Here is a 21,381-nt window from a genome sequence, read left to right as displayed (position 1 = left end):
GCTGCCGGAGGGCTCTGTGAGTTCGCCCTCGAGGAGGAGCGAAACGAGACTGTCGGCGCGGGCCTCGCCCAAGGGCCGTTTGAAGACATTTGCGGCGGCTTCGCCGACCACACCCCGCACGCTACCGGTAGCGCTGCTCGTTTCACTAGCCTCGCTTGATGCTGGAATCCTGACATTCATAGCCGTGCCAGTCATATCGGAAGCTCGCACCCCGGAAGCTCGCACCCCGGAAGCTCGCACCCCGAAAGCTCGCATACCGGTGGCTTGCACACCGTCTGTGGAGTGAGCATTGCTGCCGCTGTCACAGGTACCGGCGTCCGTGCCCATGCTCCCGCTGGGGCTGGCGGTAGTGCTGGCGGTGAGGTCGCTGGTTTGGAGCTGTTTGCCGTACTGGGTGAGGCGGTCAAAGATGGCGTGACCCTCAAGACTCGTGACGAGGGCGGTGAGCTGGCACATGCCATCCTCGAGTTCGGTCAAGGAGACGTGGCGGTCGCGGCGGGCGATGCGGTGTCGGTCGTCAAAGGAAGCGCCCGCGAGTTTCTCGGCGAGGCGCTTCGCGACCGGCACCAACAGGGCCGGGGTAAGCGACTGCGCATGGGGGAGCAACTCGGTGTCGAAGCAGGCGTAGCGGCGGGCGATCTCGGCCTCCGCGGCGTCCGCTTCCAACACGACTCCGGCCTCGTCGATAAGGGTGCTGCCGGTCTGTTCGGTGGCGAGGTGTCCGATGATGCGGCCCGCGTCGACGACGCTGCGCACATGCTTCTCGGTGATCTCCCCGCGGGCCTGCGCCGCATGAAGAACGGGGAAGTGGGTGAGGGTGTCGACGGCGTGGGAGATATCGCTGGCGATGGTCCATGCCGAAATGTTGAGGGCGCTGGCGAGCTCGGCCCGGATCACCCGGTGCGCACGGTCACGACGGGTGGTCGTACCTTGGGGGAGGCGTTGGTCGGGACCAAACGGATCCGCGCGGCTGACAGGCGCAGTCAGATCGCCGGGGTTGGTGAGGGGACGCGTGCCTTCGAGGTCGGCGAGGGTGGATGCCTCGGCAAAGAGGGTGGCGCGTTCGGCTTGGAGGGCGCGGAGGCGGGCATCGATATCGACAGCGCGGGAGACCAGGTCGGTCAGGTGCCCGCGGTAGGGGCTGTCGGTGTCGAAGGGGAGTTGCATGAGGCTAGTACAGCAGGGACGTCGGACATTGAGGCCCCGTAAAGTGGCGTAAATATGCGGTTCGGTGGGGATGCGGGGAAGTTCTCGGGAACCTCTAAAGAAGTGGCTGATGTTTAGGTTTGCACCCTACAAATCAAATGGGTTTGTTTGACGGCACGACAACCAGAGGGAGGCCACCGGCAATCAGGTCTTCACGACCCCTGATCTCCGGTGGCCTCCCGACACGAGGTGTTGGTCGCCTACTCGGCCGAACGGCGACGCATCAGCAGCGCGCCTCCCGCCGCTAGCAGCGCGAGCGCGCCCGCCGCGATGCCCGCGAATCCGGCCGCTCCGGTGTTCGCGAGCTCGGCGCCCGCGGCACTACTTGATCCGGATCCCGAAGTACCCGAGTCTCCCGTGTTACCCGAAGCTCCGGAGCTGCCGCTCGCAGCGCTCGTGCCACTCGCGGTGCTCGTACCGCCCGCGCCCGCGGATCCACCGGGATCCGACTCGAGCGCTGCGACGGCGGTCGTGATGGCCGCGGCCATCGCATCGACCTCGGCCTGCTTGTCGGCGGCGAGGGTGCGATCGACCGCGTCAATGGCAGTCTGCAGTGTGGCGACCGATCCCGCCGTGAAGCTGCTCAAATCGGCGGGCACCGAGGCGAGGGCGGCATCGACCGCATCGTAGTTTGCGTCGCGCTCCGAATCGGGTGCGAGCTCACCCGCGAAAGTGACGAGCGGGTTGGGGATCGTGACCTGCCGCAGCTGCTGATCAGTCGCGAAGTCGTGGGCCGTGACCACCATGCGATCCTCGTACGCGTCGACCGTGAGCCCGCGGTTGACATCGCCCGTAGTGATCTCGGTGGCACCCTTTGAATTCTCTCCGCGCGCATCCCACTCGATGTGCATCGCGAGGGTATTGATCGCCCAGAACCCGTCAGCGTGACCGTCGGCAGTGCGACGCTGCATCGACCAGTCGCCGAGCTCAGCCGGGTAGTGCGTGTGGCCGCTGAACACGACCGCGTTGGGGTAGTTGCCGAGGATGCTCGTGAGCCGGTTGTTGTGCTGGTGGTGGTTGCTGTACCAGGGCAGCCACGACGCCGAAACAGTGTTGCCGAGCGGGAAGTGGCTCATCACCATGACCTGCTTGTCGAGCTCCGTCCAGTGGGCCAGCCGCTCCTCAAGAAACTCGACCTGCGCATTAGTCATGGGCACGTCGCTTGGCCCCGAAAGCTCCTGGCCCAGCACGATCACGGGCAGGTCGCCTGAGGGCCCCTCGAGCACGTATTCGCCCCATGCCTTGTCGCGCTCGGCGAAATCGAGGAATCGCTGGAAATTAGCGTCGAAGCCACCCGAAGCGTAGCGCTCGTGGTTGCCCATCCCCGCGACGGTCTGGGGCGGGCGGATGTCTTTCGAGGCGTCCATCACGTCATAAATTTCTTGCCATTCTCGAACCGAACCCGAGTTCACAATGTCGCCGACCATGAGCAGCCCGTTCGCATTGGGCGCGATCTTCTTCATGTCCTCGATTCCGTGCGCAAAATCATTCGGGTGTCCTTGAATGTCAGACACGACCCACGCCTGGGTGGGTTCGCCTGCCGAAGCCTGCTGCACCTGGTGCACCGCGACCGAGTCGATGGCCCAGTAGCGCGCGTCAGCCGCGCCAGTGAACTCCCACGAAAACTCAACCTGCTTGGCCCGTGCTGGGGTGTCGACCACGATCTCTTGCGCCGCATTGAGCTGCATCCCGTCGTAGCCATCGCTGACGCTCGCCGAATCGAGGCGCAGCACCTCGACGGGGTCTGCACCATCGAAGCTTGCCTTCACCGCGCCCGCCTGCCCTGCGGCACCGCGGAAGTGACTGTCGAACGTGAGACGCACCGCGTCGAGTTCACTGACGTCGACCGGCGCACTCGTGAGGATGGCCTTGAATTCGCTGCCGCCAAACTGCTGGGCGTCTGCAACAAGGAACGACGCAGCGGTGCGGCCGAACCGGTCGCGCATCTGGTCGACCGCAGCCGACCAGTCAGCGCGGGTGGTGCTCTGCCAACCGGCGTAGTTCTGATCGCCCTCGTGGGGCGATGAGAACTGGGCGTCCCAACCCTTCGGCAGCTTGCCAGTGTTGAAGGTCTCGCGCAAGATCACGCCGTCGGTGGAGGTATCGGTAACGACCGGGTCAATGGTGACCGGGGCATCGGGGTCACCAGGGGTTGATGCCGACGGGTCCGCGGTGACCGTAAGCTCCTGCATCGGTGCGAGCCCGTCATAGCCGCCCTTCTCGAGGAACCACACGTCATAGGTGCCGGGAGCGAGATCGAGCGCGAAGCTGACCTGGCCACTCGCATCGGGCGTGTATTTCCAGACGAGTGAGTTCTTGTCACCGGGCTGCACGCCACCGGTGTAGATGCCGATCCAGTTCTCGGCGTGCGGGACATCTGTGGCGTAATCGATCTTCAGCGTGGTGCCGGCCATGACACTCGTGGCTGACAGAGAGAAGGACGAGCCCTCGGCAACCGCCTCGGGAGCTTCCTCGGCAGCAACCTCGGCTGCACCATTGGTAACTTCATCAGCCAAGGCATCGGTAACAGTTTCGGTAGAAACGGGCGGAGCTTCGATGGCGTGCGCGCTGGCTACGGGAGGAAGTATGAGCATTGCCGAAAGCAACACCCCGGCGTAGGCGCACTGGCGGCGCTTCGAGAAAGCGGCCGACTGAAATACAGACATGAACGGGTTCCTTTCACAGGTGTCCCGAAGGCATCGGGCACAGGCAGCAGACTCCCAGCGCCCGGCAAACGTCCCCTGTCGTGGGGATGAACAAGCGGCCACTCTGGCCCTCGAAGAGGACGGATAGGGCAGACAACTGTGCAAGCCTGTCCAGGTAGGGCCGGATCAAGCCCCTTACTCTCACGATCGCGCAGAGGTACGGTGAATCATGGCCACCGTAAAACAAGTTCAAATCACGTTCGACTGTGCGAATCCACGAGCCGTGGCAGAGTTCTGGAAGCGCGTTCTCGGATACGTTGACCCGCCCATCCCTCCCGGTTTTGAGAGCTGGGAAGCCCTGGATGAGACGATGCCGCCCGAAGAACGCGGGGCCCGCTGGGCGTGCCAGGACCCGCAAGGGGTTGGCCCGCGGTTATTCTTTCAGCGCGCGCCAGAACCCAAACAGGTGAAGAACCGGGTGCACCTCGATGTGCGTGTGGGCACGGGACTACGCGGGGCCGAACGATTGGCCGCGCTCGAATCTGAGGCCACTCGGCTCGAAGCTTTTGGCGCCACACGGCTCCGTTTGCTTGAAGCCGATGGCATGAGCGAGTCTTGCCTCGTGATGCAAGACATCGAGGGCAACGAGTTCTGCCTCGACTAAAACAGCGACACCGACACCGCATGTCCGCCGGCACCCGGCGATGCCGCAGCCTCGCGCGCGAGCAGCCGTTCCTTCACCGCCAGCCCGTAGCGAAAACCGCCCAGCGATCCGTCCGTCCGCATCACCCGGTGACACGGCACGAACAGGGCCGCCGCATTCATAGCGCACGCGCTGGCCGCGGCGCGGGCTGCTTCAGGATTGCCCGACCGCGCTGCAAACTCCGTATAGGTGAGTGCCTCGCCCGGCGCGATCTCGCGCAGCACATCCCAGGCATGCTCGCGAAACGGGCCCGACTTCTGCACCGTCGGCACGCGCCCCGGGGCCGCAACATCGCCCGCATAGTAAGCCTCAAGCGCTGCCAGTGCCTCGAACGCAAGGCGCTCGGCCGATCCGGAATCCTCACCCGCATCACTCACGTCGCCCGCAATGGCCGTGGCAATCTCGGCCGCATCCAACACCCGCACATCGTCGTGCGCGGGGCGCAGCGATTCGTGAATGAGGGGCAGCAGCTCATCGAGATCATCGGTCCAGCCCGATGCGAGCACGCCCAGCGCACCCGTGACGAGCGTGAACGGGCCATCAGGGGTGTCGCGGGTGAGGGCGACCGCTGGGCTATCAGGCTGCATGGCTGAGCTCCTTATGTTCGGTAGGTGGCGCGGCAGCGCGCCACAGGTGCATGGACGCGTAAGAGCGCCAGGGCGCCCACTGGGCGGCGCGCTCGGCGAGGGCCCGGTGCTCGGCCTGCTTGCTGCCCTCGCGGGTGCTGGGCAGGATCCGGATCGCCCGCGCCCCCGCCACGAGCGCGACGTCACCGAGCATCCACGCATCGGGATCGCCCAGCACCCGCAGCGCGATATAGGCAGCGGTCCACGGGCCAATCCCGGGCACGGCCGCGAGCTGCGTAGCGAGCGTGTCCGGATCAGCTCCCGCGCGCGCATCGAGCGTGCCGCTCGCGAGCGCCTCGGCCGCAGCCCGGACCGCGTTGCTCTGGCGGCGGGGGAGGCGGAGCGGCCGATCGGGGTCGAGCTCTTCGCGCGGACCGATGTATGGGACTGTCGCAACGATTTGGGTCGGGGTGGGGAAGAGCGTCGTGAGGCCAAAGGCTGCGGTGGTCGTAAGGGGCACCGGGGGGTCGGCGCGTTCGACGAGGCGAGTGAGATGGCCGCGGGCTGCGGCGACCGTGATCTGCTGGCCGATGATCGCCCGCATCACGAGCTCAGCGGGGTCGACCGTGCCGGGCACACGTACCCCGGGGTTGGCCTGCACGAGCGGAGCCAGCGCGGGGTCGCGGGCGAGATCCGCGTCGATGCGGGCGGACTCCGCGTTGAGGTCAAAAACTCTCGAGATGAGCGCCGCGACATGGGTTACATCGTGGGGTTCGGTGGCCTCGATGGCCACGGAAATGCGCCAATCGGAGTGCTCCGGGGATCTCCCTGCCCCGACGGAAGTGCGGGCGCACGTCACCTCGCAGGCCGCTGGCCCACCTGGTGCGCGGACGGTGCGGGCATAGGTGAGCGTCGTTTCGAACTCGTCCCCCGATGGGGCAAGGGGTGATTCGAGGCGCTCCGCGCGCGCCACGCTCTCGACACCGGGAATCGCACGCGCACTGAGAAAATCGAACACGCTATAGGCGTCGAAGGGCTGGGCCGCCTCGAGTTCTAGCGTGATGGGCGCGTGATGCTCGCGCACATCGGTATCGAGATTCATGCCCTGACGGTAACACGGTGAGGTGTCAGTGGCGAGGGCACGGAGCGAGGGAGATGGAGAAGCGGGCGCGGCGTTATTCCGCGCGCCGTTCAGACATGGTGCCCGTTTGCGGGTGCTCGAGGGAGCGCATGTATCGCAGCAGCACCGCCCCGTTGGGGGACGTGATCGCGGGTTCGATGAGGCGCAGGCTCGTGGGAACAGCTCCGTGCGCGAAGACCTTTTTGCCTGCCCCGAGCACGATGGGATAGACCCAGAGATTGAGCTGATCGAAGAGCTTGTGTGCGATGAGCGTCTGCACGAGGTCGAGACTACCGATTACGTGAATGTTCGTGTGGCGGTCACGAATCTTGCGCACCTCGGACTCGGTTTCAGGCCCCAACTGCACGGAATTGGCCCAGCTCAGGCTGCGCGGCTGGCGTGACGCTACATACTTGGGCACGCGGTTCATATGCTCTGCGATGAAACCCTCGGTGATGGCCGGCCAGTAGCCCGCAAAGATGTCATAGGTGCGGCGGCCCAGTAGCAGCGCGTCCATCTTTGTCATGCCAGATTCGACCTGGTCGCCGACGAGTTCGTCGATCAGGGGGGCCTGCCAACCGCCGAACTTGAAGTCATGTTCGGGGTCTTCTTCGGGGCCGCCGGGGGCCTGGGCAACGCCATCGAGCGTCGTGAAAAGATCGATGTGAATGAGTCCCATGGTGTGCCCCGCTCGGTTGCCGGTCACCCGTCGCTCGTGGTCTCACATCCCATCGTGAAGGCCCTACGGCGGGGTTGCTTCAATTGTCCCACCCGGGTTTTGCTCAAACAATGGGGTTGCCAGCACTCTCAGCCCGTATCCGGGAGGAACACTGGCAACCCCAAAGTTGTCAACGCGACATGCTTACAGCGCGGGCCACCACTCCTGTGTCGTCCACAGCGCGAGCTCGCGTTCGACGGCTGCGCCGATGCGGAATACTGTCGCATCGTCGTACGTGCGGCCCACGATCTGCACGCCAGTGGGCACACCGTTGGGAGCGCGCCCCGACGGTACCGCGAGCACCGGCACCCGGCCAATGACATTGAATGGCAGCGTCATCAGATCGCCAAACGCCTCGAGCGTGTCGGTGCCAGGGTAATCCGCGGCCATCCCGGTGTTGGCGATGGTGGGGCAGATCAGCGCGTCGTAGGATTCGTGAATGTCGCCGAGGGGGCGGTAGAACTCAGACTCGGCGACGAGCCCCTCGACGTAGTCGCCGCCCTGACTTGCGGCGTGAATGAATGCCCGCGTGTAAGGCATGAGCTGCTCGAGCTGGGCAGGGTCGCCTTCGCCAATGCTCTCGATAAACGAACCCATGATTTGACCGAAGTGAGCCCAGGCCGTGCTGTTCAGCTGATCCTGGGTCCAGGGCAGGTCGACCTCGTCGACCGTTGCGCCCGCGGCGCGCAGTGCGTCTGCGAAGGCCCGGGTGTTGGCGATCACGGACGGATCGGGGTTGAACGCGCCGAGCGTGTAGCTCAGCGCGATTTTGAGGCCGACGAGGCTGCCCGATTCGCCAGACACGAGGAGGGCGGGACGCAGCGAAGCCGCGTCGCCAGCCCACGGCCCAACGATGACGTTCTGCAGCGCTGCGACATCGGCGACGCTGCGACCCATGGGGCCATCGGCGCAGTAGGTGTCGCTGTTGAACGGGGGCAGGCCCGGCACACGGCCGAACGGGGGCTTGAACCCGACGACGCCGCAGTAGGAAGAGGGGATACGGATCGAGCCGCCGATGTCTGAACCGGTGGCGAGGATGGTCGAGCCTGCGGCCAGCGCCGCGCCCGATCCACCCGATGAGCCACCGCAGGTCATGTCGGGGTTGTGCGGGTTGCGCGTGACGCCCCAGAGCTTGGTGTGCGTAACGGGGGCGCAGCAGAACTCGGGTGTCGTGGTGCGGCCATGCACGACAGCACCGGAGTTAAAGATGCGCTCCACGATGGGATGGGTGAGCTCAGCAACGTTGCCCTTCTCAAGCAGAGAACCGTCCTCAGCGAGCATGCCCTCAATCGGCTGTTCCTCCTTGATCATGAGCGGCACGCCCTCGAGTGGCCGGGCGGTGCCTGCGCGGTAGCGGGCTTCAGAGTCCTTGGCTGCGGCGCGTGCTGACTCAATCATTTGCTCGGTGACGGCATTGACCTGAGGCTCGGTGCGATCGGTGCGCTCAATGGAGGCCTCGAGTAGATCGACGGGGGAGAGGGTGCCCGCTTCGAACTGGCGAATAGCCTCGGTAGCGGTGATGTAGTGCAGATCCACGGTGCTCCTTGTTGGTCGGCGTCCTTGCCGTACGGTGTACGGTGCGGTGTACGTTTGTACTTTACACCGTCGGCGGGGCGCCGCACCAGCGATCGTGGCTGGGTTACTGAGAAGCGACTACTCCGCGGTTGGTTCCGCAGCGAGTTCGGCGGCGGCATCGAACGCCTCCCGCGCTTCAAAGATGGCCAGGTGGTTGTCTGCGGCCCAGTTCACGAGTGCCACAATCGGCTCGGACAGCGATCGGCCAAGCTCGGTCGCGGCGTACTCGACGCGCGGCGGCACCTCGGGGTAGCTCGTGCGTGAGACGAGCCCGTCTCGCTCGAGGCTGCGCAGTGTCTGCGACAGCATGCGGTGTGAAATGCCGTCGACCCGTCGGTGTAGGTCGCCGAAGCGCTGCGGCCCATCCTGTAGTAGCCCGATCACGAGAATGCTCCACTTGTCTCCGAAGCGCGCGATCGTGTCGCGGATCACGCGGCTTGCCGGATGATCAGTGCTGCACATGGCGCCACCGTGGGGCGCTCCCTGCTGCTCGCCCGCAGGAGGGAGAGTTGGCTGAATGGGGGGTTGTGACGGGGGCATCGTCTGCCTTCTGGGTGAGGTGTGAAGAACTTGGTTGCACTCAAACGTAACGCTCGAGTGCCCGAAATCATTCACCAAAAGTGTTTCAAATGTGCGGAATAATCCCACCCTACCCGCGTTACATATCTTCAGTAACCATTAATACTTACCTTTCGTAACCAAGTAGGAGGCCTGCATGATCATCGCACTCTGGATCGTCACCGCCCTCTTCGCCGCAGCATTCGCCATGGCCGGCACCATGAGAACCATCACCCCGTACGCGCAGGTGCGCACCAAGATGGCCTGGGTCGAAGAAGTGACCCCCGCGCAGCTCAAGGGCATCGGGGCGCTCGAGGTGATCGGCGCCATCGGCCTGATCCTGCCCGCCGCCACCGGCATCGCCCCCCTGGCTGACGCCCGTCGCGGCATTCGCCCTCGCCCTCACGATGGCTGTCGCGGTCGCCCTGCACCTGCGCCGAAGCGAGTCGTTCGCGCCCAGCCTCGTCCTCGGGCTCGCGGCGCTCGCCATCGGTTTCTCCTGGGTCGTGCTCGTATGAGCGGGAGCGTAGCCACCGCCAGCACAAACACCCAACCACAGCCCTTCGGCGACGAGCGTTCGCTCAGCGTCATCTGGTTAATGCTTGGCGCTGCGTTCGTCGTGATGCTCAACGAGACGATCATGGGCGTCGCGATTCCCAGCCTCGTCTCCGACCTCGGCATCACGATCGCGGCCGCACAGTGGCTCACGACCGCATTCATGCTGACGCTCGCCGTCATCATTCCCATGACGGGTTACCTGCTGCAGCGCTTCACCACGCGGCAGATGTTCACGATCGCCATGAGTCTCTTCTCGTTCGGCACGCTGATCGCGGCGACCGCCCCGGGCTTCGAGGTGCTGCTCGCGGGCCGCATCGTGCAAGCCACGGGCACCGCAGTCATGATGCCGCTCCTGATGACGACCATCATGACGGTCGTGCCCGCGAACGCTCGCGGCCGCTTCATGGGCCGGATCTCCATCGTCATATCGGTCGCACCCGCGCTCGGCCCGACGATCTCGGGCTTCATCTTGAGCGTCTCGTCCTGGCGCTTCCTGTTCTGGCTTGTGTTGCCCATCGCCATCGTGATGCTGGTGGTCGGTAACCTGCGCATCAAGAACATCGGCGAGACCCAGGTGGGTCGCATCGACGCGCTCTCGGTCGTGCTTTCGGCCATCGGATTCGGCGGCCTCGTCTTCGGGCTCAGCCTGATCGGTGGCGTCGCCGCCGGTGGGCCCGCCCAGCAGATGTGGATCGCGCTCGGAGCCGGTGCCCTCGGCATCGCCACGTTCGTGTGGCGCCAGCTCGTGCTGCAGCGCACCAATCGCGCGCTGCTCGATCTGCGTACGTTCCGCAGCCCCAGCTTCGCCATCGCCATAGGACTGATGACGCTCATGATGGCGGCGATGTTTGGCACCCTCATCCTGTTGCCGCTCTACCTGCAAGACGTGCTGCAGCTCTCACCCGTGACGACCGGCATGATGATGCTGCCCGGCGGACTCGTGATGGGCCTCGTCGCCCCTACGGTCGGCAAACTCTTCGACCGATTCGGCCCCCGCCCGGTCGTGATTCCCGGCAGTATCATCGTGAGCGCAGCACTCTGGGCGCTTTCGACCGTCACAGCCACGACGCAGCCCTGGTTCATTGTGGCCGCGCACTTGACTCTGTCGATCGGCCTCGCGCTCATGTTCACCCCGCTGTTTACATCGGCGCTTGGGGCCCTCGGCCCCGAGCTCTACTCGCACGGATCGGCGACGGTAAGCGCGATTCAGCAGGTCGCGGGCGCAGCTGGAACCGCGCTGTTCATCACCATCCTGTCGGGTCGCACCGCCGAACTCATCAGCTCCGGATCAACCGCGGTCACCGCGGCCGCGGGAGGAATCCAGTCCGCATTCCAGATCGGCGCGGTGCTCTCGCTGCTCGTCGTGATCGGTGCGTTCTTTGTACGCAAGCCCAGCCCGAGCGACGCGTAGCGTCGCTGATCCGGATCGAAATGTCACTCCACCCCGAAAGGACCAGTCTCTCCATGACCGAAATCACTGAGCGCCCGCTCATCAGCATCGTCGTCGGCAGCGTGCGCCCCGTGCGCATTGGTGACCAGATCGCCGAGGCAATCGCGCCGATCATTGCCGAGGCCTCAGGTGCACGCGTGCAGATCATCGATCTTGCCGAACTCAACCTGCCGATGCTCGACGAGCCGCTGATGCCCGCGATGGGCAACTACACGCACGCGCACACCAAAGCCTGGAGCGAGATCATCGCCGGGAGCGACTCGGTTGTGTTCCTGACCCCGCAGTACAACGGGGGCTACCCGGCGGCGCTCAAGAACGCCATCGACTACCTGTACGCAGAGTGGAAGGCGCAGCCTGCGCTCATCGTGAGTTACGGCGGTCACGGTGGCGGTCAGGCCGCCGCCCAGCTGCAGCAGGTGCTCGACTTCATTGGGCTCAATACCGCGGCGGGCAGCGTCGAGATCACGATCCCGCGCGACGGCTATGGCACCGATTGGCGGCTCGTTGATGCGGAACCGATCGTCGCGGTTGCGGCGGATGCGTTGCGCGCAGCGAGCGCCACACTCACCGAGAACGCGCTCGTCCACTAGGAGCTCGTCGGTGCAGTAGGCTGCAGTTTTGGGCGCTTGAGCTGCGGCTGCACGACGCCCGAGCATCGTGCAAAGGAGACGGCGAAGTGAACCGCCTAACGTCGAAGCCCAGCGGGGCGGCCATTCCGCCGTGGTCACTCGCGGTCGCCGCCATGCTGCTGATTCAGCTGTCGAACGCGCTCTCCGTGACCGTGATCGAACAGGTCGGGGCCGGAGGCACCGCCTGGTTGCGCATGTGCTTTGGGGCAGTGCTGTTGCTCGCCATCGTGCGCCCGAAGCTGCGGTCGATCCGGGGGAAGGATGTGCCGGCGCTGCTCGTGCTGGGGCTCGTGACCGGGTTCATGACGACCTTCTTCTTGATGGCGGTCGAGCGCATTCCGCTCGGCACCGCCGTCGCCATCGAGTTTCTCGGCCCGCTCGCGGTCGCCGCGATCGCGAACAAGAAGCGTAGCGCCTATGCCTGGCCAGCGCTCGCGCTCGTCGGGGTCGTACTGCTCACCGAACCCTGGCAGGGCGAGATCGACCTTGTGGGTGTTGGCTTCGCGCTGCTCGCCGGTGTCTGCTGGGGGCTGTACAACGTGTTCACCCAGTTCGTGGGCGACCGCTACGCGGGTATTAGCGGCCTCGCGATCACGATTCCCGTCGCTGCAGTGTTCACGACGGTGATCGGCCTGCCCCAGGTACTCGGCGGTAACCCCGAGCTCTGGGTGCTGCTGCTCGCCGCGGGCATTGCGCTGATCGCTCCTGTTATCTCGTTCGGGCTCGAGATGCTGGCCCTCAGACGCATGACCCACACCGCATTCGGTACGCTGCTGTCGATCGAACCGGCGCTCGGCGTGGTCATGGGCATTCTCGTGCTGAGCCAGGCCCCCTCGATCCTACAGATCGCCGGAATCGCGATTGTCGTGATCGCGGGGGTGGCCGCTCAACGCGGCGGGCGCCGCGAGCAGCACTCATAGGCTCTGGTCACCGGCCTCCATCTCGAACATCGCGATGTAGCGGCCCAGCAGGCTGCGAAAGGTGCTCTCGGCGATGGCGTTCTGATTCGTGCGGTCGTGCGTGATCTCGGCCACGAGCGGCGCCCCGTGGGCGGCCGCGGCTACGGGATCCAGCATCAGGTCTTCGGCGTTCCACTCGAACGCGAACCCGAGGGCGAGGTGCTCGAGCCCCAGCAGGGCCTCGAGCGCGCGCTGCTTGTCCCAACCACCCCGCACGAGCGCCTGCAGAAACACCTCATACATCTGCAGGGTGTCCCGGTCGCGAATGGGTGTCGTGCTGAGCAGCTGAATCGTGTTGGGATGCTTGGCGAATGCGCGGTAATACGCGATGCCAAACTGCCACATCGCCTCGGCCGCGGGTAGATCCAAGATCGCCGGATCGTGTATCTCGCTCACGACCAGCTTGCGCACCAAATCAACGATCTCGTGCTGGCCTGCGACGTGGTGGTACAGCGAGGGGGCGCGCACACCGAGCCGCTGCGCGAGGGCCTTCATTGTGCACGACTGCCAGTCGTGTTCATCGATGATCTCGAGTGCGGCCTGCGCGATCATGGCTTCGGTGAGGGGCGGCCTCGACGGGCGTCCCGGTTTTCGCGGCGCGGAGGAAGGCTCCGTCGTCGGTTCACTCATGATCGCCTCCTCGTCGAGAACGTGTTCGATGGTCTCAGCTTGGTAAAGCTCAAGACCAGACACTTGCAAACTTAATCTAACCCCATTAGCTTTATCCAGCATTAGGGTCTGCATCGGCGCAGACCCGGTTCGCAGAGAGCAGGCGACTGGATGACTACCCCCATTCCCACCATCTCAGGTCTTGACCGTGTGCGGCCAGAGGATTCCCCCTCGGGTGAACTGCGCATTTCACACGCTCGCAAGACCTTCATCACGCCAGAGAAAACTCATGTGCACGCCATCGACGACGTCTCGTTCACGATTGCCCAGGGCGAGTTCTTTGTAATGCTCGGCCCCTCTGGCTGTGGCAAGACGACGCTCCTGCGGTCGATCGCAGGTCTTGAAACCCTCGACGACGGCGAGATCGTGTTGGGCGATCGACGTATCGATCAGCTCGCACCCCACGCCCGCCCGGTCAACACCGTGTTCCAGTCCTACGCCCTGTTTCCGCACCTCACGGTCGCCGACAACATCGCCTTCGGGCTCGAGATGGAAGGCATGTCGAAGGCCCGCGTGCGGGCGCGCGTCGAAGAAATGCTCGCGCTTGTGCAGATGTCTGAAATGGCGAATCGCAAACCTGAGCAGCTCTCGGGCGGTCAGCAGCAGCGCGTCGCGCTCGCCCGCGCCCTCGCGAAGCAGCCCCAGGTGCTGCTGCTCGATGAACCCCTCGCGGCGCTCGACCTGAAGCTGCGTCGGGGCATGCAGTCCGAGCTGAAGCGGCTGCAGCGCACCACTGGCATCACCTTCGTGTTCGTGACGCACGACCAGGAGGAAGCACTGAGCATGGGGGACCGGATCGCGGTGTTCAATGACGGTCGACCCGAGCAAATCGGCACTCCCGAGGAGATCTACGAGAAGCCGGCTAGCCGATTCGTGGCCGACTTCATCGGCGAGACGAACTTCATCACCACGCAGGCTACGCGCGGCGAGGACGACGCCCTCACTGTGCAGCTGCCCGGCGGCGACGCGATCCGGCTCGCCAAATCAGTGCCCACACCGACCGGGGACGTCACCCTCACGATCCGGCCCGAACGCATTCACTTCGATCCGACCGGTGAGAAGTTCGCGACCGGGCGCGTGACGAAGCTCGTCTACATGGGCACCGACCTGCGCGCGACCGTCGAGCTCGCCGACGGCACCGAGCTCGCGGTGCGCGTGGCGCCCCCGTTCGACGCGGCGATCCGGCCCGAGGCCGAGCTGCCGCTCTACGCGCCGATTGAGGCGCTGCGGCCGCTCGCCCCCGAGACCGACGCATCGCGGGGCGCATGATGTCGCGCTCTGAGGCGCCCATGAAGCGCCCCGAACCGAGGCCGGTGGCCGACCGCACCGGCGTGAACATGGTGCCGTTGAGCGATCAGAAGCGCCGCGGGCGTGGCACGCGCAAGCCCGGCAGTTTCGCCTGGCCGGGCGTGATCCCCGCGCTCATCATCGCGGCCCTGTTCACGATCGGCCCGCTCGTGATCATCATCGTGTTCTCATTCATGTCGCGGCCCCCGCAGGGCGGCGGCATCGTCTACCAGTTCACGCTCGAGCCCTACATTAACTTCCTGTTCCAGTCGGACTTCGTGGGCAACACCCAGTTCGATCCGCGCTACCTGAAGGTGTTTGGCGACTCGCTGTTTCAGGGGGCCGTGACGACGATCGTGTGCCTCGTACTGTCGTTTCCCATTGCACTGTGGATCGCAACCCGCTCGGCCAAACTACAGAACGTGCTCGTGCTGCTCGTCACGATTCCGTTCTGGACGAACCTGCTCGTGCGCACCTACGCGTGGATGCTGATTCTCAATGAAAACGGCATCGTGAACGAGGCGCTTGCGGCCCTCGGATTCCCGAAGCTCGAGTTGCTGTACACGCCGATGGCATCGCAGCTCGGCCTCATTTACACGTTCCTGCCGTTCATGGTGTTGCCGATCTACTCGTCGCTCGCGGGCTTCGATTTCAGGCTCGCCGAGGCCGCCTACGATCTGGGCGCCAAGAAGGTCACCGTGATGCGCCGCATCATTCTGCCGCTCGCAATGCCGGGCATCGTGTCGGGCATCCTGCTCGTGTTCATGCCCGCCTTCGGCTCGTACGTGCAGCCGGTGCTGCTTGGCGGCGGCAACGTGCTGCTCATCGGTAACCTGATCGCGTCGCAGTTCGGCGACGCCCGCAACTGGCCCTTTGGCGCGGCGCTCTCGGTGGTCATTCTCATCATGCTCATGATCGCGCTCATCGCGATCGCACTCTACTCCCGCAAATCGGGCAAGAAGGTGGAGATCTCGCTATGACCACACACACTCCCGCGGCTGGCCCTGCTGGCTCGGCTGCTCCGGATCGCCCTGCCCCGGCCGCACCGCGCAAAGCGCCCCGGGCGCTGCAGCTGCGCAACTTTCCCGGCGTCGCCCCGATCGCGATCTTCGGCATCGTGTTCCTATACATCCCGATCCTCATCACCACGATCTATGCGTTCAACGACGGAGACTCGGCGCTGATCTGGAAGGGCTTCAGCACCCGCTGGTTCGCAGAAGTTGCGCAGAACGCGAACCTGCTAAAGTCGGTCGGAGTGTCGCTGCAGATCGCGATTGTGGCAACCATCGTGGCGACGATCTTTGCGATCCTGTTCGCGCTCGCCATCGATCAACTGCGGGCCAAGTTTGGCGGGGTCGCCCTCGCGATTCTCTCGGCCCCACTCGTGGTGCCCGAGATCGTGCTCGCGGTCGCGACCCTCGGCTTCATTCGCATGATCGGGCTACAGCCCGGCATGTTCGCGTTGATGCTCGCCCACACGTCGTTCTGTATTCCGTTCGCACTGATGCCCGTGCGCGCCCGGCTCAAGGGCCTCGGCACGAGCTACTTCGAGGCCGCCACCGACCTGGGTGCCTCAACTTGGCAGACGTTTCGGCGCATCACGCTGCCGCTCCTAGTGCCGGGCATCATCTCGGGCGCGATCCTGTCGTTCGTGATCTCGCTCGACGACTTCATCATCTCGAACTTCCTCTCGGCATCGGGAGCGACCCCGCTACCGGTATTCCTGTTCAGCCTGATTCGCCGTGGTGCGAGCCCCGCAGTCAACGTCATCGCGACGCTGCTGCTCGTCATGGCCATCGTCGTTACCACCATCACATTCTTGCAAACCCAACGAAGGAGTAAGCAGCATGCATAAGAAGATTATGGGTCGCCGGGTCGCGTCGGCCTTCGCGATCACGGCCGCAAGTGCGCTCGCACTGACCGCCTGCGGCGGCGGGGTCACCGATGCGGGTGGCGGCGACGCCCCCGCCGCGACCGAATACGTCGAGGCTACAAGTGGCGAGGTCAACCTCTATACCTGGAGCGACTACTACCCCGAAGAGCTCGTGAAGAAGTTCAAAGACGACACGGGCATCACGCTCAACGTCGACTACTACGACTCGAACGAGAGCCTCGAAGCGAAGCTGCGCGCGTCAGACGGTGCGGGCTACGACGTGGTCGTGCCGAGCGACTACATGGTCGAAATTCTGGCCAATGACGGCCTGCTGCTTGAGTTCGACGCGACGAGCCTGCCCAACGGCGGCAACATTGAGCCGGCCTTCCTCGACGTCTACTTCGACGAGGGCCGCAAGTTCTCGACCCCATACCTCTACGGCACGACCTCGTTCATGTACGACACCGCCGTCGTCACCGAGAAGCTCGACTCGTGGGCCGACTACTTCAACCCGCCCGAGTCCGCCGGCAAGGTCGGCACGATGAATGACCAGACCGAGGTCATCAACGCCGGCCTGCGCGTGACCGGCGGAGAGTTCTGCACGACCGACGGCCCCGAGCTGCAGGCGGTGCAAGATCTGCTCGTCGACTTCAAGCCGCGCGTCGGCACCATCAACAGCGACGGCATCCTCGAACGACTTGCGAACGGCGAGCAGACGATGGCGATGATCTGGAACGGTGCGGCCCACCGCGCCATGCAGGATCGCCCGAGCCTCGAGTTCGTCTACCCGAAGGAGGGCATCGCCCTGTGGCAGGACAACTTCACGATTCCGAGCGGCGCGAAGAACGTCGACCAGGCCAAGACGTTCCTCAACTGGATGCTTGACCCCGAGAACATGGCGGTCGCCGTAAACTTCCAGGCCTACAACTCAGGCGTGAAGGGCACACAGGAGCTGATGAGCGAAGAGCTCAAGAACAGCCCCGCCATCAACCTGCCCGAGGGCTACGACCTTGCGCAGCCGGTCAAGCCCTGCAACAACGAGGAGATGACGAACTACACGAAGATCTTCGAGACCTTCAAGGGCTAGTCCCACACCGCGACTACGCCCACCCCGATTCTCGGGGCGGGCGTAGTCGCATGATCCACCACCGATGGATTCTGCGGCTCGCAAGCTCACGCAGAATGACCAGGGGACGTTGACTGCTGTGCACGTCCCCCACGGCTAGGGTGGGGCCATGACATCGAAGTTAAACGTCCTCGCACGATCGCAGGCTAGGCGTCGCGCCGAGTACATCACCGCTGGCGCGGTCGTGCTCATCACCGGGGCAGCCCGCGGCATGGGGGAGCTGTATGCGCGCCGCGCCGCGAAAGAGGGTGCGGCCGCAATTGCGCTGTGGGACGTCGACGAGGATCGCGCCACCGCGCTCGCCGCAGACATCGAACGGCTCTACCCGCGCACGCGGGCCCGGGCCTACGCCGTCGATATCGCTGACCGCGAGGCCGTGGCCCGCGAAGCGAAGCGGACCCGCGACGAGCTCGGCGCGGTCGACGTGCTCGTGAACAATGCGGGCATTGTGCGCGGCGCGCTGTTCTGGGAGCACGACCCCGAGCACGACATTGAACTCACGATGCGGGTGAACACGCTCGCTCCCATGTGGCTGACGCGGGAACTGCTGCCCGACATGATCGCCGACCGCTCACGCCCCAAGCGCATTCTCAACATCGCGTCGGCCGCGGGCACGCTCGCGAATCCGCGCATGAGCGTGTACGCAGCCTCGAAGTGGGCGATGATCGGCTGGAGCGAATCGCTGCGGCTGGAGCTCTGCCGATCCGGCGCTGAACACGTGGCCGTCACGACCTTTTGCCCGAGCTACATCTCGACCGGCATGTTCGAGGGGGCCCGCGGCCCGCTGCTCACCCCGATCATGACGCCGGTGCGCGCCGCGCGCGCAGCGTGGGAGGGCATGGTCGCGGGCAAGCCGCTCGTGCTGAGGCCGTGGACGGTGAAGCTCTCGATGGCGTTTCGCGGGGTGCTGCCGACGCGCGCCTGGGACGCAGTCGCCGACAAGCTCTTTCACGTGTACTCGTCGATGGACAAGTTCACGGGACGCCAGTAGCGGCGTGACTTCGTAGGTGCTTTAGAGCACCCGAGTCATCTGCACTCGGCGGCCATAGCGTTCGAGGCCGAGCCTGGCCTCTGCCGTAACGAGCATGCGGTGAAAATCAGAATCCGGATCACTCTCCACGAATCCGTGCCTGGCGTAGAAGGGCGCGTTCCAAGGTACATCGGCGTACGTGCGCAGCGTAAGTTCGGCGAAGCCGCGGCCTCGAGCCTCGGTCACCGTGGCCTCGAGGAGCGCCCCTCCAATACCCCGGCGGCCATGCTCGGGAAGAACAGAGAGCTGCTCGAGATGAGCGAGACCGTCAGGCAGCAATACCTGCGCGAACCCTACGAGGGTGCTGTTGCCTTCGTCGACCCCTTCCATCTCGGCAACGAGCGTGAAGCCCAGCTGAGCCGACCGATCAGGGTCCGCGTTTGGCCATGACGTCGCGCCCAGGTACTCCACGAGTATCGCGTCGGCACGCTCCTCCAGCGACACCAGAGAAGCGAACTCGGTTGCGTGCGCGCTGCGGATCGTCAGGCTCATCGGCGTGCTTGGGCCTCGAAAGCACCGGGGCTGGGCTGATCGAGCAGCGCCCGCAACGTTTCGCCCCCGTACGCGCGGCGAAACACGCCGCGCCGCTGCAATTCGGGGACCACCCCGTTGACGAAGTCCTCGAAGGACGAGTGGTACAGGGCCGGCATCACAATGAACCCGTCTGCGGCCTCCGTCAGAAACAGGTGCTCGAGACGATCAGCAATGGTGGCGGGGCAACCCACCAGCTGCGGGTGGAGCTGGTTGAGGGCCTGTTCGATCGCGAGCTCGGCGACGGTAAAGTCGCGGCGCTCGCTGACTGAAGCGAGCATGTCCTCGAAGCCCACGCTGCCCGTGGCTCCGCGGTGGGCCGCAAGTGCCTCGTTTGCGCGCGCGGCCGGGTCGAGCGCCTCGGCGTGCAGCAACCGCTCGAGCTTCGTGAGGGCTGCGGGGAGGTCGATCTGCGCCTTGAGTGACGTGAGCTTCGCCTGGGCCTCCGCCTCGGTCCACCCCACGATGGGCTGCACCCCCTGTAACACCCTGATCGAGTCGGGATCGCGCCCGTGGTCGACGCGTGCGCGATCACGGAGCTCTTCGCGCAGTGCCCGCATGTCGTCCTCGGAATCCCCGATCGCGAACACAATTTCGGCCCATCGCGCGGCAAAGGCGCGGCCGCGCGGCGATGATCCGGCCTGCATCAGCACCGGCTGGCCCTGCGGGCTGCGCGGCAGCGTGAACGGGCCGCGAGCGAGATCAGCAAGCTCGTCGGCAACGCGATGAACGCGATCCGGGTCAGCAAACAGGCCCGCTTCTTGGTCGTGCACCAGCGCGCCTGGTTCCCAAGAATTCCAGAGTTGCGTGACCGTCTCAACCACCTGATCGGCGTGATCGTAGCGATCACCCGGTGAGGCGATGCCGGCCTGGCCCATGTTGCGGGCCTCAGCGTCGGTCGTCGAAGTCACGATGTTCCAGGCGACGCGGCCGCCAGAGAGATGGTCCACAGATAGCAGCTGGCGGGCGATGGCGTAGGGCGGCACGAAGCTCGTTGACACCGTCGCACCGAGACCAATCTTGCTCGTCGCACCGGCAACGAGCGCAATGGTCGTCACCGGATCGAGATAGATGGACCCCTTGCCAGCGGTGCGCAGTGTCGTCGCGTAGTCACCCGCGCCGTCCTCGGGCACAGCGAGGGCGTCGGCGAAGAAGATCATGTCGAACAGTCCGCGCTCGAGGGTGCGGCCGAGATCCTGGTAGAAGCGCCCGCTCAGCCAATCGGCGCGGCCCAGCGGGTTACGCCAGTTCTCGGCGTACTGACTCGTCGGCGGGTTCACCATGCCGACGAGGTGCATGCCCGAAGTTCGCCGCTCAGTCACGAATGGGCGAGGGGCTGTTGATCGACACAGTCAGGTGGGTGACGACGTGCTGCACGACCGCGCCCACGCCGATCCAAGCGTTCGCGGCGGTCTGCAAGACCTGCGCGAGGTCTCCGTCGAGCCGGGTCGCGAAGTGGTCGGAGCCCGAGAAGATTCCTGACCGTTTGGCCTCCTCGATCGCGGCGTAGATCGGGCCCATGTGCTCGGTGGGCACGGCGTGGGCCGATCCGGAACCCGACGCACCATCGAGCAGCGGGTAGAGCGACCAGTGCGCCCGGGCCCGCACCCCCGTCGCATCGAGCGCGATCGGGGCGGCGGCCAACGCATACACCCCCTGCGGCAGCGCGCAGGCCAGCTCGCCGGGGCAGCCGCGAGACAGCAGGATCGCCGCAGAGAGATGCGCGCCGCTCGCCGCGGCGACAGCAATCACGTCGCTGATGTAGTTCACCACGCGCTGCTCCGAGCCCGTGACAAACGTCGAGATATCGTTCGTTGTCACGGTGAGTCCCGTTGCGTCACACTCGGCGAGCGCGCCCAGAATGATGCGTACGTAGTCGGAGTCGTAGATCGACAGCGTGAACCTGGCGCCCACGCCGTACTCGACAGGTGTCATGATGGCGGCGGGCGTAGTCGAAGCGTCGTTGGCTGATGTCGTCACGAAACCCACCATAGGGGATCGTGGGATCTGCGGTTGCCGCGATGTCGAGGGTCGCTGCTAGCATGTGAGCCACACGGGAGTCCGGTATGCCGGGCTGAGAGGAAGGTCATCAACCTTCGACCGTCGAACCTGATCTGGGTCATGCCAGCGCAGGGAGACACTCTTATCGAACCCGTGCCCACCACGAAAAAGGGGCAC

The 21,381-nt window shown here is 65.1% G+C and carries 20 protein-coding genes and 1 riboswitch; of the genes, 9 read left to right on the top strand and 11 right to left on the bottom strand.

Annotated features, from left to right (window positions below; genetic code table 11):
* Both C795_RS0102100 and C795_RS14860 read right to left on the bottom strand, forming a co-directional pair.
* Nucleotides 1-1,167 (bottom strand): DUF222 domain-containing protein (locus tag C795_RS0102100; RefSeq protein ID WP_017792108.1); only part of this gene is annotated, 1,167 nt, incomplete at its 3' end.
* Between the two features lie 239 nt (nt 1,168-1,406).
* Nucleotides 1,407-3,872, bottom strand: coding sequence for a DUF4073 domain-containing protein (locus C795_RS14860; protein ID WP_017792107.1), 2,466 nt, complete (start codon nt 3,870-3,872; stop codon nt 1,407-1,409).
* A 208-nt stretch (nt 3,873-4,080) separates the two neighbouring features.
* Between C795_RS14860 and C795_RS0102090 the strand changes: the two genes are divergently transcribed.
* The gene (locus C795_RS0102090) at nt 4,081-4,515 is read left to right on the top strand and encodes a VOC family protein (RefSeq protein WP_026139384.1); all 435 of its coding nucleotides are present in this window, start codon (nt 4,081-4,083) and stop codon (nt 4,513-4,515) included.
* Here C795_RS0102090 and C795_RS0102085 read toward each other — a convergent pair.
* From C795_RS0102085 to C795_RS0102065, 5 genes are all read right to left on the bottom strand, one after another.
* Entirely contained in the window at nt 4,512-5,141 is a 630-nt protein-coding gene (locus tag C795_RS0102085) for a methylated-DNA--[protein]-cysteine S-methyltransferase (protein ID WP_017792105.1), read from the bottom strand. The two genes, C795_RS0102090 and C795_RS0102085, sit on opposite strands and share 4 nt — an antisense overlap.
* The gene (locus tag C795_RS14855; RefSeq protein WP_017792104.1) at nt 5,131-6,222 is read right to left on the bottom strand and encodes an AlkA N-terminal domain-containing protein; all 1,092 of its coding nucleotides are present in this window, start codon (nt 6,220-6,222) and stop codon (nt 5,131-5,133) included. Before C795_RS14855 ends, C795_RS0102085 begins: the two co-directional genes overlap by 11 nt.
* Before the next feature lie 73 nt (nt 6,223-6,295).
* Complete coding sequence (locus tag C795_RS0102075; RefSeq protein ID WP_026139383.1) at nt 6,296-6,919, bottom strand: dihydrofolate reductase family protein; 624 nt, start codon at nt 6,917-6,919, stop codon at nt 6,296-6,298.
* Nucleotides 6,920-7,102: 183 nt separating this feature from the next.
* Nucleotides 7,103-8,494 carry an amidase gene (locus C795_RS14850; protein ID WP_017792102.1) on the bottom strand — a complete coding sequence of 464 codons (1,392 nt, stop codon included), beginning with the start codon at nt 8,492-8,494 and terminating at the stop codon, nt 7,103-7,105.
* A 117-nt stretch (nt 8,495-8,611) separates the two neighbouring features.
* Nucleotides 8,612-8,995 carry a winged helix-turn-helix transcriptional regulator gene (locus C795_RS0102065; protein ID WP_017792101.1) on the bottom strand — a complete coding sequence of 128 codons (384 nt, stop codon included), beginning with the start codon at nt 8,993-8,995 and terminating at the stop codon, nt 8,612-8,614.
* A gap of 253 nt (nt 8,996-9,248) precedes the next feature.
* On the opposite strand from C795_RS0102065, the gene C795_RS14845 reads away from it, so the two are divergent.
* The 3 genes from C795_RS14845 to C795_RS0102050 all read left to right on the top strand — a co-directional run bounded on the left by C795_RS14845 (nt 9,249) and on the right by C795_RS0102050 (nt 12,648).
* On the top strand, nt 9,249-11,060 hold the full coding sequence (locus C795_RS14845) for a DHA2 family efflux MFS transporter permease subunit (protein WP_017792100.1): 1,812 nt from the start codon (nt 9,249-9,251) through the stop codon (nt 11,058-11,060).
* Between the two features lie 53 nt (nt 11,061-11,113).
* Entirely contained in the window at nt 11,114-11,689 is a 576-nt protein-coding gene (locus C795_RS0102055; RefSeq protein ID WP_017792099.1) for an NADPH-dependent FMN reductase, read from the top strand.
* Nucleotides 11,690-11,775: 86 nt separating this feature from the next.
* Nucleotides 11,776-12,648 carry an EamA family transporter gene (locus C795_RS0102050; protein ID WP_017792098.1) on the top strand — a complete coding sequence of 291 codons (873 nt, stop codon included), beginning with the start codon at nt 11,776-11,778 and terminating at the stop codon, nt 12,646-12,648.
* On the opposite strand, the gene C795_RS16405 is transcribed toward C795_RS0102050, so the two are convergent.
* Nucleotides 12,643-13,317: a TetR/AcrR family transcriptional regulator gene (locus C795_RS16405; protein ID WP_198008411.1), complete on the bottom strand. Its 675-nt coding sequence runs from the start codon at nt 13,315-13,317 to the stop codon at nt 12,643-12,645. The two genes, C795_RS0102050 and C795_RS16405, sit on opposite strands and share 6 nt — an antisense overlap.
* Before the next feature lie 150 nt (nt 13,318-13,467).
* Here C795_RS16405 and C795_RS14835 point away from each other — a divergent pair, with 150 nt between their 5' ends.
* The 5 genes from C795_RS14835 (at nt 13,468) to C795_RS0102020 (ending at nt 18,633) form a co-directional block, all read left to right on the top strand.
* Nucleotides 13,468-14,625, top strand: coding sequence for an ABC transporter ATP-binding protein (locus C795_RS14835; protein WP_051053722.1), 1,158 nt, complete (start codon nt 13,468-13,470; stop codon nt 14,623-14,625).
* A gap of 20 nt (nt 14,626-14,645) precedes the next feature.
* Nucleotides 14,646-15,623 (top strand): ABC transporter permease, encoded by a 978-nt coding sequence (locus tag C795_RS0102035; protein WP_198008410.1) that lies wholly within the window; start codon nt 14,646-14,648, stop codon nt 15,621-15,623.
* On the top strand, nt 15,620-16,498 hold the full coding sequence (locus tag C795_RS0102030; protein WP_017792095.1) for an ABC transporter permease: 879 nt from the start codon (nt 15,620-15,622) through the stop codon (nt 16,496-16,498). The genes C795_RS0102035 and C795_RS0102030 overlap by 4 nt, the downstream gene beginning before the upstream one ends.
* Nucleotides 16,491-17,603, top strand: coding sequence for an extracellular solute-binding protein (locus C795_RS0102025; RefSeq protein WP_017792094.1), 1,113 nt, complete (start codon nt 16,491-16,493; stop codon nt 17,601-17,603). Before C795_RS0102030 ends, C795_RS0102025 begins: the two co-directional genes overlap by 8 nt.
* Before the next feature lie 148 nt (nt 17,604-17,751).
* The gene (locus C795_RS0102020) at nt 17,752-18,633 is read left to right on the top strand and encodes an SDR family NAD(P)-dependent oxidoreductase (RefSeq protein WP_017792093.1); all 882 of its coding nucleotides are present in this window, start codon (nt 17,752-17,754) and stop codon (nt 18,631-18,633) included.
* A 21-nt stretch (nt 18,634-18,654) separates the two neighbouring features.
* Here C795_RS0102020 and C795_RS0102015 read toward each other — a convergent pair whose 3' ends face one another.
* Genes C795_RS0102015 through C795_RS0102005 form a run of 3 tightly spaced genes read right to left on the bottom strand, consistent with a single transcriptional unit; the run spans nt 18,655 to nt 21,183 of the window.
* Nucleotides 18,655-19,164 (bottom strand): GNAT family N-acetyltransferase, encoded by a 510-nt coding sequence (locus tag C795_RS0102015; RefSeq protein WP_017792092.1) that lies wholly within the window; start codon nt 19,162-19,164, stop codon nt 18,655-18,657.
* On the bottom strand, nt 19,161-20,525 hold the full coding sequence (locus tag C795_RS14830) for an NtaA/DmoA family FMN-dependent monooxygenase (RefSeq protein WP_232225408.1): 1,365 nt from the start codon (nt 20,523-20,525) through the stop codon (nt 19,161-19,163). The genes C795_RS0102015 and C795_RS14830 overlap by 4 nt, the downstream gene beginning before the upstream one ends.
* The gene (locus C795_RS0102005; RefSeq protein ID WP_232225407.1) at nt 20,518-21,183 is read right to left on the bottom strand and encodes a Ykof family thiamine-binding protein; all 666 of its coding nucleotides are present in this window, start codon (nt 21,181-21,183) and stop codon (nt 20,518-20,520) included. The genes C795_RS14830 and C795_RS0102005 overlap by 8 nt, the downstream gene beginning before the upstream one ends.
* Nucleotides 21,184-21,246: 63 nt before the next feature.
* Nucleotides 21,247-21,356, top strand: a riboswitch (TPP riboswitch).
* Nucleotides 21,357-21,381 lie beyond the last annotated feature (25 nt).

Source organism: Leucobacter salsicius M1-8, assembly GCF_000350525.1.
GTDB classification, from domain to species: domain Bacteria; phylum Actinomycetota; class Actinomycetes; order Actinomycetales; family Microbacteriaceae; genus Leucobacter; species Leucobacter salsicius.
This window is presented reverse-complemented; position numbering and strand designations above follow the sequence as displayed.

What these genes read in the sequence shown, in the direction of transcription:
- C795_RS14835 (WP_051053722.1), top strand. Translation starts at nt 13,468, where the DNA reads ATGACTACCCCCATTCCCACCATCTCAGGTCTTGACCGTGTGCGGCCA.
- C795_RS0102020 (WP_017792093.1), top strand. Translation starts at nt 17,752, where the DNA reads ATGACATCGAAGTTAAACGTCCTCGCACGATCGCAGGCTAGGCGTCGC.
- C795_RS0102025 (WP_017792094.1), top strand. Translation starts at nt 16,491, where the DNA reads ATGCATAAGAAGATTATGGGTCGCCGGGTCGCGTCGGCCTTCGCGATC.
- C795_RS14855 (WP_017792104.1), bottom strand. Translation starts at nt 6,222, where the DNA reads ATGAATCTCGATACCGATGTGCGCGAGCATCACGCGCCCATCACGCTA.
- C795_RS0102055 (WP_017792099.1), top strand. Translation starts at nt 11,114, where the DNA reads ATGACCGAAATCACTGAGCGCCCGCTCATCAGCATCGTCGTCGGCAGC.
- C795_RS0102075 (WP_026139383.1), bottom strand. Translation starts at nt 6,919, where the DNA reads ATGGGACTCATTCACATCGATCTTTTCACGACGCTCGATGGCGTTGCC.
- C795_RS0102015 (WP_017792092.1), bottom strand. Translation starts at nt 19,164, where the DNA reads ATGAGCCTGACGATCCGCAGCGCGCACGCAACCGAGTTCGCTTCTCTG.
- C795_RS14845 (WP_017792100.1), top strand. Translation starts at nt 9,249, where the DNA reads ATGATCATCGCACTCTGGATCGTCACCGCCCTCTTCGCCGCAGCATTC.
- C795_RS0102085 (WP_017792105.1), bottom strand. Translation starts at nt 5,141, where the DNA reads ATGCAGCCTGATAGCCCAGCGGTCGCCCTCACCCGCGACACCCCTGAT.
- C795_RS0102090 (WP_026139384.1), top strand. Translation starts at nt 4,081, where the DNA reads ATGGCCACCGTAAAACAAGTTCAAATCACGTTCGACTGTGCGAATCCA.
- C795_RS16405 (WP_198008411.1), bottom strand. Translation starts at nt 13,317, where the DNA reads ATGAGTGAACCGACGACGGAGCCTTCCTCCGCGCCGCGAAAACCGGGA.
- C795_RS0102030 (WP_017792095.1), top strand. Translation starts at nt 15,620, where the DNA reads ATGACCACACACACTCCCGCGGCTGGCCCTGCTGGCTCGGCTGCTCCG.
- C795_RS14860 (WP_017792107.1), bottom strand. Translation starts at nt 3,872, where the DNA reads ATGTCTGTATTTCAGTCGGCCGCTTTCTCGAAGCGCCGCCAGTGCGCC.
- C795_RS0102065 (WP_017792101.1), bottom strand. Translation starts at nt 8,995, where the DNA reads ATGTGCAGCACTGATCATCCGGCAAGCCGCGTGATCCGCGACACGATC.
- C795_RS0102035 (WP_198008410.1), top strand. Translation starts at nt 14,646, where the DNA reads ATGAAGCGCCCCGAACCGAGGCCGGTGGCCGACCGCACCGGCGTGAAC.